This window comes from Enterobacter sp. MGH120 (assembly GCF_001037725.1).
GTDB classification, from domain to species: domain Bacteria; phylum Pseudomonadota; class Gammaproteobacteria; order Enterobacterales; family Enterobacteriaceae; genus Enterobacter; species Enterobacter hormaechei_C.
This window is the reverse complement of the sequence record NZ_KQ089940.1, coordinates 2,526,904-2,539,595: the sequence shown is the minus strand read 5'-3', so window position 1 is coordinate 2,539,595 and position 12,692 is coordinate 2,526,904. Positions and strand designations below refer to the sequence as shown.

Annotated in this window: 12 protein-coding genes; 2 read left to right on the top strand and 10 right to left on the bottom strand. The window is 53.4% G+C overall.

Annotated elements, in window-relative coordinates; genetic code table 11:
• Window positions 1-177: 177 nt before the first annotated feature.
• The 3 genes from lapB to pgpB form a co-directional block, all read right to left on the bottom strand.
• Window positions 178-1,347: a lipopolysaccharide assembly protein LapB gene (lapB, locus tag SK54_RS11915; protein ID WP_003856819.1), complete on the bottom strand. Its 1,170-nt coding sequence runs from the start codon at window positions 1,345-1,347 to the stop codon at window positions 178-180.
• Between the two features lie 6 nt (window positions 1,348-1,353).
• Window positions 1,354-1,662, bottom strand: a complete 309-nt coding sequence (locus tag SK54_RS11910) for a LapA family protein (protein WP_003856817.1) — start codon at window positions 1,660-1,662, stop codon at window positions 1,354-1,356.
• A 148-nt stretch (window positions 1,663-1,810) separates the two neighbouring features.
• The gene (pgpB, locus tag SK54_RS11905) at window positions 1,811-2,578 is read right to left on the bottom strand and encodes a phosphatidylglycerophosphatase B (protein ID WP_045345097.1); all 768 of its coding nucleotides are present in this window, start codon (window positions 2,576-2,578) and stop codon (window positions 1,811-1,813) included.
• Between the two features lie 197 nt (window positions 2,579-2,775).
• Between pgpB and ribA the strand changes: the two genes are divergently transcribed.
• The gene (gene ribA / locus SK54_RS11900) at window positions 2,776-3,366 is read left to right on the top strand and encodes a GTP cyclohydrolase II (protein WP_003856813.1); all 591 of its coding nucleotides are present in this window, start codon (window positions 2,776-2,778) and stop codon (window positions 3,364-3,366) included.
• A gap of 37 nt (window positions 3,367-3,403) precedes the next feature.
• Here ribA and acnA read toward each other — a convergent pair whose 3' ends face one another.
• From acnA to topA, 6 genes are all read right to left on the bottom strand, one after another.
• Window positions 3,404-6,079 carry an aconitate hydratase AcnA gene (acnA, locus tag SK54_RS11895; RefSeq protein WP_017693321.1) on the bottom strand — a complete coding sequence of 892 codons (2,676 nt, stop codon included), beginning with the start codon at window positions 6,077-6,079 and terminating at the stop codon, window positions 3,404-3,406.
• Between the two features lie 164 nt (window positions 6,080-6,243).
• Complete coding sequence (gene ymiC, locus SK54_RS22740; RefSeq protein ID WP_032103392.1) at window positions 6,244-6,342, bottom strand: small membrane protein YmiC; 99 nt, start codon at window positions 6,340-6,342, stop codon at window positions 6,244-6,246.
• A gap of 137 nt (window positions 6,343-6,479) precedes the next feature.
• On the bottom strand, window positions 6,480-6,644 hold the full coding sequence (locus tag SK54_RS22655) for a hypothetical protein (protein WP_162183706.1): 165 nt from the start codon (window positions 6,642-6,644) through the stop codon (window positions 6,480-6,482).
• A gap of 8 nt (window positions 6,645-6,652) precedes the next feature.
• Complete coding sequence (locus SK54_RS11880; RefSeq protein ID WP_213083754.1) at window positions 6,653-6,793, bottom strand: YmiA family putative membrane protein; 141 nt, start codon at window positions 6,791-6,793, stop codon at window positions 6,653-6,655.
• 336 nt (window positions 6,794-7,129) lie between these two features.
• Window positions 7,130-8,104 carry an HTH-type transcriptional regulator CysB gene (cysB, locus tag SK54_RS11875; RefSeq protein WP_006810844.1) on the bottom strand — a complete coding sequence of 325 codons (975 nt, stop codon included), beginning with the start codon at window positions 8,102-8,104 and terminating at the stop codon, window positions 7,130-7,132.
• Window positions 8,105-8,289: 185 nt separating this feature from the next.
• On the bottom strand, window positions 8,290-10,887 hold the full coding sequence (topA, locus tag SK54_RS11870) for a type I DNA topoisomerase (RefSeq protein ID WP_017384217.1): 2,598 nt from the start codon (window positions 10,885-10,887) through the stop codon (window positions 8,290-8,292).
• A gap of 398 nt (window positions 10,888-11,285) precedes the next feature.
• On the opposite strand from topA, the gene SK54_RS11865 reads away from it, so the two are divergent.
• Window positions 11,286-11,537 (top strand): YciN family protein, encoded by a 252-nt coding sequence (locus SK54_RS11865; RefSeq protein ID WP_003856804.1) that lies wholly within the window; start codon window positions 11,286-11,288, stop codon window positions 11,535-11,537.
• A gap of 35 nt (window positions 11,538-11,572) precedes the next feature.
• Here SK54_RS11865 and sohB read toward each other — a convergent pair whose 3' ends face one another.
• Window positions 11,573-12,619, bottom strand: coding sequence for a protease SohB (gene sohB, locus SK54_RS11860; RefSeq protein ID WP_023296716.1), 1,047 nt, complete (start codon window positions 12,617-12,619; stop codon window positions 11,573-11,575).
• Window positions 12,620-12,692: the final 73 nt, after the last annotated feature.

Here is a 12,692-nt window from a genome sequence, read left to right as displayed (position 1 = left end):
CCTTTTCGTCTATGGGCGCGCAGCGGCGCGGAACAGATAAACGGCGTGCATTCTACCTGCCCTCGGGGTAAATGAACAGAATCGAATGATTTTCCTGCCGAACCCCAGACCGCACGGTGCTGACGAAATCACTGTAACCATTAGTATGTTGTAACTAAAATGCGGAGTTTTAAAAAATCACTGCCCGTCCAGACCTCGGATTGGCTTAATGGTGGACCACGCCCGGCAGGAAGGGCAATGCCAGTAAAGCGAATAGGCGGTGAAGCCGCATTTCTGGCAGCGATAGCGCGGTTTGCTCCGCACCTGCTCACCCACCATGTCTCGCAGCACCATCAGGCTCTCTTTAGCGCGCCCTTCTTCTGCGTCATTAAGGTGGTAATCCATCAGCTTATGGAATACCCGCATGGTAGGATGACGCTGCAACTGACGGGTAATGTATACCTGGGCGGTATCACTCCCTTCGTGCTCTTCAACGACGTCGGACAGCATCAGCTCGGCTGTGGCACCGGTGTTTTCTTCAACGCAGCGACGCAGAAACGCAACCCACTCGTCCTGCTTACCTAACTGCTGATAGCAGGTTTGCAGCATTTCCAGCGTTTCGCTGACCAGCTCTTTGTCCTGATCGATAACGCGAAGCAGGCTCTCCACGGCTTTGGCGTAATCACCGTTAGCCATAAAGACCCGCCCCATCATGATCGAGATGCGCGCGCTGTTGCGATCGGCCGCGGCGCCTTTCTTTAACAATGCCATGGCTTTATCCATGTCATCGCTACCCATCTGCTGGAGAGCCAGCTCGCAATAGAAGTGGGCAATTTCGACGCGCTGTTTGTCTTTACCGAGTTTGACCAGCCGTTCAGCAGTATCAATCGCTTTTTGCCAGTCGCTGGTGGCCTGATAGATTTGCAAAAGCTGCTGAAGCGCACCGATACGGAAGTCCGTCTCATCCACCAGCTGAGAGAACATATCCTCGGCGCGATCGTAAAGCCCCGCGGCCATGTAATCCCGCCCAAGTTGCTGCACGGCCAGCAACCGTTGCTCATAGGTCAACGAAGCGCTTTCCATCAGGGTCTGGTGGATACGAATGGCACGGTCAACCTCTCCGCGCGAGCGGAACAGGTTTCCCAGGGTGAGATGCGCCTCAACGGTGCCGGTATCCTCTTTAAGCATGTCGAGGAACAGATCCACCGCTTTGTCCTGCTGATTGCTCAGCAGGAAGTTCACCCCCGCTACGTAGTCACGGGAGAGTCGGTTTGCTTCATCCTGTTTTGTTTGTTGCGCGCTTCTGCGGCCCATATACCAGCCATAGGCTGCGGCGACAGGCAAAAGCAGAAACAACAACTCCAGCATATTCGATTATTCCTTGACTACCGGCACACCAGAGCTCGCCGGAATGTCAGACGCAGGCGTAAGTTGATGTTCAAGTCGTTTAATTTTACGTTCAGCGCGAACAAGAGAAACACGAACCTTAAGCCAGAACAGGCCGCATACAAGCCAGCCGATGACAAAACCCGCCGCGAATAACACCGCCAGCAGGCTCGACACCCGGTACTCGCCCTGCGCCAGCAGATAGTTAAAACTTACCTGTTGATCGTTTTGCGCGCCCAATGTGACTGAAATGACAAAAATCGCCAACACCAGTAAGAAAATGAGTAAATATTTCACATGACTTCCCGTTATGTGGTTCGAGCGTATAAAGCGTGTTCAACTCACTGCAATCAGCCTTATAAGCTACCATTTTAGTGGCGGGCGCGAAATGGAAAAAGTAACGCGCCCAACATGGATTTATGGTCAAAATGCGGAATATCAACCTTCAGGTTCCGCCAGACTCCCTTTCGGCTATTTCTTCCTTCTCTTCCGGCGGCGGCGTCAATGGTCCGCAAAAACGTTGTGCAAGCCAGGTCGCCAGCGTCACCAGTACCCACGAGATCAGCGTTGCCACCACCAAATCACGCGGCCAGTGCATCCCCAACAGCATCCGGCTGCCCATTACGCCTGTCGCCCAGACCAGCAAAATCGCAATCGTGAGGGTACGCCGACGCGGCCACAGCAGTCCCACGCCAAGTAGCGCCCAGCTGGCAGCAAACATCGTATGCCCGGAAGGAAACGCAAAGCCGGTCTCTTTTTGCCAGTGTTTGCGTATAAAGGTCGGGATATCCTGCTGTTCTGCAAGCTGCTCCTTTACCAACGCACCGCGATCTTTACGCTTTAAATTGTAGAACTCATCCACCGGAACATGATGCGTTTTTTCCAGCCAGACGACGAAAGGACGGGGTTCCTGCACACGATCCTTGACCCACGACTTCACCCCTTGCCCGATAAGTATGGCGCCGCCGAGAATAGCGAACAGTACCAGCGCCGCGCGAAGGCGAAAGCGCAGGCACCACAGGAACCAGCCACAGAGCAGCACGTGCGTAATAATCCCCCACGGCTGGGTGACCGTCTCGGTTATCCAGTATAAGGCTTTCAGCCACGTCTCGTTTTGTCCGGGCTGCCACATCCAGCCGGAGAACCAAACGACCAGGGGTATAACGAGCAATACGGCAGCTCCTGCGGCCGTTCGTCTGGCAATTGAAAGCATGTCCTCTCCTTTTTCACTAAGCACCACAATCATAACTGAATTTCATCATTCTGGTGGATATGTCGGATTGTGCGTTTAACGTTTGTAAAGCGTGGTGGTGATTAGGTGAAGTTGCCGGGCTTGTGGCAAAATAGTCCGATACAGAAAGCATAATGGGGCAAAGGCACGAAACGTGTCAGCCTGGTCTGGAGAATCACATGCAGCTTAAACGTGTGGCAGAAGCCAAACTGCCAACCCCATGGGGCGATTTCCTGATGGTGGGTTTTGAAGAACTGGCAACCGGGCAAGATCACGTCGCCCTGGTGTTCGGCGACATTTCGGGGCAAACGCCGGTGCTGTCCCGCGTTCATTCAGAATGTCTGACCGGTGACGCGCTGTTCAGTCTGCGGTGCGACTGCGGTTTTCAGCTTGAAGCCGCCCTTTCTCATATCGCAGAGGAAGGACGTGGCGTTCTGCTGTATCACCGTCAGGAAGGTCGCAATATTGGACTGCTGAATAAAATCCGCGCCTACGCGTTGCAGGATCAGGGCTACGATACCGTCGAAGCGAACCATCAGCTCGGCTTTGCTGCTGACGAGCGCGATTTCACCCTGTGCGCGGATATGTTCAAGCTGCTGGGCGTGGACGAAGTGCGTCTGTTGACCAATAACCCGAAAAAGGTGGAAATCCTCACTGAAGCGGGCATCAATATTGTGGAACGCGTACCGCTGATTGTCGGCCGCAACCCGAAAAACGCGCACTACCTCGATACCAAAGCTGCCAAAATGGGGCATCTGCTGAGCGAGTAAACGCAAAACGCCCGGCACATGTGCCGGGCGAGTTTTATCAGTCCAACATCTTACGAATCACATAATGTAAAATGCCGTCGTTCTGATAATAGGTCAGCTCTGTTGCCGTATCAATACGACACCGGCAATCCAGCACTTCTGTCGTTCCATCTGCGCGCGTTAACTTCACCGGAACGGTTTTACCCGGTTGCAGATTTTGCAGACCGCTGATATCAATCTGCTCTTCCCCGGTCAAACCCAGCGTTTTACGCGTTACGCCCTGCGGGAACTCCAGCGGCAGGATCCCCATCCCGATCAGGTTTGAGCGGTGGATACGTTCAAAGGATTCGGCAATCACCACGCGAACCCCGAGCAGACGCGGACCTTTTGCCGCCCAGTCGCGACTGGAACCGGAGCCGTACTCTTTACCGGCAATAACGGCCAGCGGCGTACCCTGCTGCTGATACTTCATGGCTGCGTCATAAATTGAAATGACCTCTGTATCCGGCAGGTGGCGCGTCATACCCCCTTCCACGCCTGGGACCATTTCATTGCGAATGCGGATGTTGGCAAAGGTCCCGCGCATCATCACTTCGTGGTTACCGCGGCGCGAACCGTAGGAGTTGAAATCGCGACGTTCCACGCCACGACTTTGCAGATACCGACCTGCCGGACTGTCCGCCTTGATGCTACCCGCAGGGGAGATATGGTCGGTGGTGACGGAATCGCCCAGCATCGCCAGAATGCGCGCGCCGTGAATATCTTTCAGCGGTGCAGGCTCCGCCAGCATTTCGTCGAAGAATGGCGACAGGCGAATATAGGTGGAATCATCCTGCCAGTCATAGGTATCGGAACCCACCACGTCGATCGCTTTCCATTCCGCTGTGCCTTCGAACACTTCCGCATACTCTTTGCGGAACATCTCGGTGGAAACTTTCTCTACCGCGCGCGCAATTTCGCGCGATGATGGCCAGATGTCTTTCAGATAGACCGGTTCATTTTTGCGATCGTGACCAATCGGATCGGTCGCCAGGTTAATGTTCATGTTTCCGGCCAGCGCATAGGCTACAACCAGCGGCGGCGAGGCCAGCCAGTTGGTTTTCACTAGCGGATGAATACGCCCTTCAAAGTTTCGGTTACCGGAAAGTACCGCGCCAACGGTCAAATCCCCCTGCTTGATCGCCATTTCAATAGGTTCAGGCAGTGGACCAGAGTTACCGATGCAGGTCGTACAGCCGTAGCCCACCAGGTTAAAGCCCAGCTCGTCGAGGTAAGGCGTGAGTCTGGCCTGTGCCAGGTAATCGGATACCACTTTCGAACCAGGCGCCAGGGAGGCTTTAACCCAAGGCTGTGGCTTGAGCCCCAGCTCTACCGCTTTTTTTGCCAGCAGCCCGGCAGCCATTAACACACTCGGGTTGGACGTGTTGGTACAGGAAGTGATAGCGGCGATCACCACGGCGCCGTCAGGGAGCTGATACTGATGCCCGTTCAGAACATAGTCCACCGGACGGTGATCTTTTTGTGCGGCGTTAACTTCCAGCTCATTGCTGGCGGCAAAGGCTTTCGGAACGTTGCTCAGGGCGACGCGGTCCTGCGGACGTTTTGGCCCTGCGAGGCTTGCCTCAACTGTGCCCATATCCAGCTCCAGCGTACTGGTAAATACCGGCTCGTCACCCGGGTTACGCCACATGCCCTGCGCTTTGGTATAAGCCTCAACGAGAGCCACCTGCTCCTCGCTGCGACCGCTGAGGCGCATATACTCCAGCGTAACGCTATCAATCGGGAAAAAGCCGCAGGTCGCGCCATATTCCGGAGCCATGTTGGCGATGGTGGCCCGGTCCGCCAGCGGCAGTGAATCCAGACCATCGCCATAAAATTCAACGAATTTGCCCACCACGCCATGCTTACGCAGCATCTGGGTGACCGTCAGAACCAGATCCGTGGCGGTAATGCCTTCGGACAATTTACCGGTCAGCTTAAAGCCCACCACATCGGGAATGAGCATTGATACCGGCTGGCCGAGCATGGCCGCTTCCGCTTCAATACCACCGACGCCCCAGCCCAGAACGCCAAGGCCGTTAATCATGGTTGTGTGTGAATCGGTACCCACCAGCGTATCCGGGTAAGCCACCCACTCTTTATCCTGCAATTCACTCCAGACGGCTTTGCCGAGATATTCCAGGTTGACCTGGTGACAAATGCCGGTGCCCGGTGGAACAACGCTGAAGCGGCTGAACGCCTGCTGACCCCATTTCAGAAATACGTAGCGTTCATGGTTACGTTCCATCTCCAGACGGACGTTTTCGCCGAAAGCATCGTCGTCACCAAAGTGATCGACGGTGACGGAGTGGTCAATGACGAGGTCTACCGGGGACAGGGGGTTAACCTTAGCAGTATCGCCCCCAAGACGCTTAACGGCTTCACGCATAGCTGCCAAATCCACCACCGCTGGCACGCCGGTGAAATCCTGCATTAGCACCCTGGCCGGGCGATAGGCAATTTCTCTGTCTGCATGAGCATTTTTAAGCCACCCTGCCAGAGCCTGGATATCCTCCTCGGTAACCGAGTCGCCATCCTGCCAGCGCAAGAGGTTTTCCAGTAAGACTTTCAACGACTTGGGTAACCGCGAAATGTCCCCAAGCGTTCTGGCAGCCAGCGGTAAGCTGTAGTAGCGCCAGGTTTTATTTTCCGCCTGTAATGTGTCCTTACTGGCTTCGCGTAGGGTTAACGACATAAGCTCCTCCTTAAAAACAGGGATGTCCTGACAATCATCAGGGCTGTAATTAAAGATAACACAAAGATGTCGTAACGTTTTGATAACAACCCAAATTGATAAATTTAGGAATGGTCCAACGCGAGGGATAAAACAAAAACCCCGCCGTGGCGAGGTTTTACGATTTAGTGCAAGGCCAGCCAGAGGAGCTGACACCAGAAGAGGATCGACGCTGAGAATACGCCGAGCCATGACCAGTATTTTACGGTTGTCATGTTATTCATCATAGGGACACCAGACTTTAATTATTTAAGGTTGCGAGGTCTGCCCTCGTTCTATATTGCTGATGTGTATTTATTAAGGAGTACAAAAGTGCACAGTCTATATTCAGACTATTTGCATCATTACGCAAAAATCAAAATTATTGTTTTTTGGGTTCGTCTTCCGCGAACACATCAATAAAGGCCTGCTGCTGCGGCGTCAGTTTCCAGGAAGCTGGCACGCTGGTTGCTGGCGCCTTACGGGCTTTGTGAGCATTGTCACGAAGCTGACACATCTCTTTTCTCGCTTCTGTACGCACCGTCATGACCATAATCAACCCCAGTAATTCCAGACAAGAAGAGCAACCACCACCCAGAATAGGGCAGAGCCAAGAAAGACCGCCAGCCAGGCTTTACGCTTAAGCGCGGGATCCCTTTGCGGTTCTTCACTTCCTGACGGCATTGCTAACCTCATACAATCGATATCGCTTATCATTTAGAGACCAAACAATTGGCACAAGTAATCATCTGATGAGATAAATCCTAAAGAAACTTTAGCCGAAAAGCCAGTGAATTTACGTATCCGAGCCCGGGAAAATTCAATCTTTTGACCCGAAATAAATAATTGAAAAGAATAATTTGCACAGCTGTAAATTAGTTTCTACTTTTGTCGCAAATTTGCGACAGTAAAACCATAGTCATCAAATGGGTTATGACGATATATGACAGTGGGCGTAGATGATGATAATTCTAATTCAGGTTTAAAGCGGAATGACGGTATCTTTCCGCAAGAGAAAGATACCGGGAGTGATTATTTGGCTGGAAGTTTAATGTCTTTAAACATCTCTTCGATGTCTTCATTGGAGCGTAACGCCACAGCTGTATCCACCACATCGCGCGTTAAATGTGGCGCAAAGCGTTGAATAAAATCATACATATAGCTGCGCAGGAACGTGCTGCGACGAAAACCTATCTTGGTGGTGCTGTGACTGAAAATATCATGCGCATCCAGACGCACCAGATCCGGGTCTGAGACAGGATCCACCGCCATGCTGGCAATAACCCCAACGCCCAGGCCCAGACGTACATACGTTTTTATGACGTCCGCATCCGTCGCCGTAAAGACAATCCGTGGCGTTAATCCGGCGCGGTTAAACGCGGTGTCCAGTTCAGACCGGCCCGTAAAGCCGAACGTATAGGTCACCAGCGGGTATTGCGCCAGTTCTTCGATTGTCACTTCGCCCTTCCCCGCCAGCGGGTGATCCGGGGTCACGACAATAGAGCGGTTCCAGTGGTAGCACGGGAGCATGACCAGATCATCGTACAGATGGAGCGCTTCCGTCGCGATAGCGAAGTCTGCATTGCCTTTAGACACGGCCTCTGCGATTTGCGTCGGTGATCCCTGATGCATATGCAGGGAAACGCGGGGATAGCGTTCGATGAAGCCTTTGATTACCCCGGGAAGCGCATAACGCGCCTGTGTGTGCGTGGTGGCAATATACAGAGAACCTTTATCCGGCCAGGTATGTTCCCCGGCGACGGATTTAATGGCGTCGACTTTGGAGAGCACTTCCCGTGCGATGCGTATGATTTCCTGTCCTGCCGGCGTGACCTGAGTCAGGTGCTTACCGCTGCGGGCAAATATCTGAATACCTAACTCATCCTCCAGCATACGCACCTGCTTACTGATGCCGGGCTGAGAGGTATAAAGACCTTCTGCGGTGGAAGAGACATTGAGGTTATGATTGACGACCTCAACGATATAGCGAAGCTGCTGTAATTTCATGCCAGACCATCCGATTTAGCGCATGCGTCAATCGCTTAAGACGATTTGATAATAAGAAACGGGTTAACTATAACCACTATATCATTTATAGCCAGGCTGTATAGTACGGAACAAAAAATAATAACTACGTAATAAAAAAGGGCCGGAAGTCCGGCCCTTTACAGGTAAGTTACGGTAAGGGAAGATTATTTCTTGCCTTCAACCCATTTCCCGTCGACAAAGAAGGCTGACCATCCGGTCGCTTTGCCCTCTTTCTCTGCCGCCACGTACTGCTGCTTCGTTTTACGGCTGAAGCGCACCACGGTTTTGTTGCCTTCCGGATCCTGCTGTGGCGCATCGGCCAGGTAACGCAGTTTCTCCGGCAGACGGTCGCGGAAGCGGTACAGCTCTTCTACCAGCGGCGCACGGGTTTCGCGCGATTTCGGGAAGGTGTTGGCCGCCAGGAATACCCCGGCAGCACCGTCACGCAGCACGAAATACGCGTCTGACTTCTCGCACGGCAGCTCAGGAAGCGGAACCGGATCTTCCTTCGGCGGCGCCACTTCACCGTTACGCAGGATCTTACGCGTGTTTTTACAGTCGTCGTTGGTGCATGCCATGTACTTACCGAAGCGTCCCATTTTCAGGTGCATTTCGGAACCACATTTCTCACACTCAACGATTGGACCGTCATAGCCCTTAATACGGAACTCACCTTCTTCGATCTCATAACCATCGCAGGTCGGGTTATTGCCACAAACGTGCAGTTTGCGTTTTGGATCGATCAGGTAGCTGTCCATCGCCGTGCCGCATTTCTTACAGCGGCGTTTGGCGCGCAGTGCGTTGGTCTCCGCATCGTCACCTTCCAGCACGTTGAGAACTTCGTTCTCCGGCACGAGGTTGATGGTGGTTTTGCAACGCTCTTTCGGCGACAGCGCATAGCCAGAGCAACCGAGGAACACGCCCGTGGTCGCGGTACGGATCCCCATTTTACGGCCGCAGGTTGGGCAGTCGATGCTCGTCAGTACCATCTGGTTAGGCAGCATGCCGCCCTCTTCAGGATCTTTCTCGGCTTTCTCAAGCTGATTGGTAAAATCGCTGAAGAAGCTGTCGAGAACTTTCTTCCACTCTGCCTTATGGCTGGCAACCTCATCGAGGCTGTCTTCCATCTGCGCGGTGAAGTCATAGTTCATCAACTCGCGGAAGTTCGCTTCCAGACGGTCGGTGACAATCTCACCCATTTTTTCAGCATAGAAACGACGGTTCTCGACGCGAACGTATCCACGATCCTGAATGGTCGAAATGATTGACGCATAGGTGGACGGGCGACCGATGCCGCGTTTTTCCAGCTCTTTCACCAGCGATGCTTCGCTGAAGCGCGCAGGTGGCTTGGTGAAGTGCTGAGCCGGGACCAGATCAACCAGCGACAGCTCGTCACCTTTGTTGACTGAAGGCAGCGTTCTGTCTTCATCGCCTTTACGCAGCGCTGGCATCACTTTTGTCCAGCCGTCGAAGCGCAGAATGCGGCCGCGCGCTTTCAGGCGGAAATCACCCGCGCCGACCGTCAGCGTGGTGGAGTCGTATTTCGCTGGCGTCATCTGGCAAGCTACGAACTGGCGCCAGATCAGCTGATACAGCTTCTGGGCGTCCGCTTCCATATCTTTCAGCGATTCAGCCAGAACAGAAACGTCAGAAGGACGAATCGCTTCGTGCGCTTCCTGAGAATTCTCTTTGCTGGCGTACTGATTAGGCCCGTCCGGCAGGTATTTCTTACCGAAGTTGTCCTCGATATAGCCACGCACCATGTTGACAGCGTCCTGGCTCAGGTTGGTGGAGTCAGTACGCATGTAGGTGATGTAACCCGCTTCATACAAGCGCTGGGCCATCATCATGGTTTTCTTCACGCCGTAACCCAGACGGGTACTTGCCGCCTGCTGGAGAGTTGACGTGATAAACGGTGCGCCAGGCTTGCTGCTGGTTGGTTTATCTTCACGATCCAGAACCTGATAACGCGCTTTTTCCAGCAGCGCCACGGCGGCCATGGTCTGATCGCGATTTTCAGGACGGAACGGTTTGTCGTTGTGATGGCTCACCTGCAACGGCAGCGCATCGCCGCCCGGCGTGGTGACATTCGCATCCACTTCCCAGAACTCTTCCGGGACGAACGCTTTGATCTCGCGTTCACGCTCAACAACAAGACGAACAGCCACAGACTGCACACGCCCCGCAGACAGGCCGCGAGCGACCTTTTTCCACAGCAACGGCGAGACCATGTAGCCTACAACGCGGTCCATAAAGCGACGCGCCTGCTGAGCGTTAACACGGTCGATATTCAGTTCACCCGGCTTTTCAAACGCCTGACGAATCGCATTCTTTGTAATTTCGTTGAACACTACACGGCTGTAGCGTTTGTCATCACCCCCGATCACTTCCCGCAGGTGCCATGCAATGGCCTCCCCTTCGCGGTCAAGGTCGGTTGCGAGATAAATGTGGTCTGCTTTTTCAGCAAGCTGTTTCAGCTCGTTAACGACTTTTTCTTTGCCTGGCAGCACTTCGTAATGTGCATCCCAGTTGTGCCATGGGTTAACACCCATGCGGTTGACAAGCGCGCTACGTTCATCCTTTTTAGGCTTTTTAGCCCCTTTGGTGGAGGTAGAGTCTGCGCTCTTTTTGCTGGCTGAGCCACTGGTCGGCAAATCGCGAATGTGACCAACGCTGGACTTAACCACGTAGTCATTGCCCAGATATTTATTGATCGTTTTGGCTTTTGCCGGGGACTCAACGATGACGAGAGCTTTACCCATATTCACCTTTACCTAATTTAATTCTTCCAGGAATACGCCGCACGTTGATTTCCCTTCCGCTGACGATGAGCCATTGATATTGCGACATCGTCAGGGGATATCAACCCCTATGTGTTACCGAACGTCAGAATGGCGACATCCAGGTCATTGAGTTTTCGGGTATTTTTCTCACATCAAAGTTCATTCGTGACGAATTCCCGGTCGAATGTCAAGCAATTCTGTTGCCAGAATGACGAAAGCGCACACTGTACCTGATAAAATTCGTTACGCAACTTTATTAGCATGCAAAAGCAAATCCCGCCAGCCAGCCCCTGTTTCTTATCCCCTCGGATAACAGGGAAAATTTGCCCCCGAAGCGACCCAGGCGTAGACTATTGTCACTGTTTAAGGAGTGGAATATGCAGAATACGACCCAACCCATTGACCGAGCTTCATTGCTTATCGAAGCAAACAAACTCATTCGCGACCATGAAGACACCCTGGCGGGAATTGAAGCGACTGGCGTGGAACAACGTAATGGCGTGCTGGTGTTCAGCGGTGAATACTTCCTTGATGAACAAGGGCTACCCACCCCGAAAAGCACCGCCGTGTTTAACATGTTTAAATACCTGGCGCATACCCTCTCAGAGAAGTACCACCTGGTCGATTAAAACGAAAACGCGAGGCATCTGCCTCGCGTTTTTCTTTACAGCAGCGGCTTTTGGCCGCGCTGCAACCAGCGTAGCAGCAGGCGATCAGCGCTTTCTGCCGCGCTATTGGTAAAACGGTCGAGCAGGCGCTTACGTCGGGTGAAGCGCACCCCCACCAGCTCACGGCCTTCCATCAGGTTGAGCAGGAGGTCGTCGCTGGTACCCACCTCATCCACCAGCCCTTTCTCCTGCGCCTGCGTGCCGTACCAGTGCTCGCCCGTAGCCACCTGCTCAATGTCCAGCGTTGGGCGCATGCGGTGCACGAAATCTTTGAACAGATGGTGGGTTTCGTTCAGATCTTCCCGGAATTTCTGCCGTCCCTCTTCGGTATTTTCACCGAGCAGCGTCAGCGTACGTTTGTACTGACCCGCCGTATGCAGTTCGATGTCGATCTCTTTATTTTTCAGGAAACGATTGAAGTTAGGGATCTGCGCGACCACCCCAATCGAGCCGATAATGGAGAACGGTGCCGCGACGATTTTATCCGCCACGCACGCCATCATATAGCCGCCACTCGCCGCGACCTTATCTACCGCAACGGTGAGCGGGATCTGTTTATCCCGCAGACGTTGTAACTGCGAAGCCGCCAGTCCATACCCATGCACTACGCCGCCCGGGCTTTCAAGGCGTACCACCACCTGATCCTGGGCTGTCGCCACGGCCAGCACCGCCGTCACTTCTTCACGCAGAGAGGAGACTTCATGCGCATCCATGCTACCTTTAAAATCGAGCACATAGACGCGCGGTTTTGCGTCAGCCTGTGGCGTGGCGAGCTTAGCTTTCGCCTTCGCGGCTTTGGCGTCCTGCTTATGTTTTTTCTTCTGGGCTTTTAGCCACAGCTTCTGTTGATGATCGTCAAGCAGCGCCAGAGACATCTCCTCCTGCATCTCTTTATACTGCTCGCTCAGGCGGGTAATGCGTAACTCACCACGCTGACGCTTACGCTGCGTCAGGTTGACAATCAGGACGGCAATCACCGCGACAGCAATAACCACCGTCGCGATTTTGGCCAAAAACAACCCATACTGAGAAAGTAATTCCACGCGTTCCACCTTGATTTAACCACGAATCTTTCACGCCAGTGTACAACAGCCCTGCGCAGGCGTCTCGCTCTGG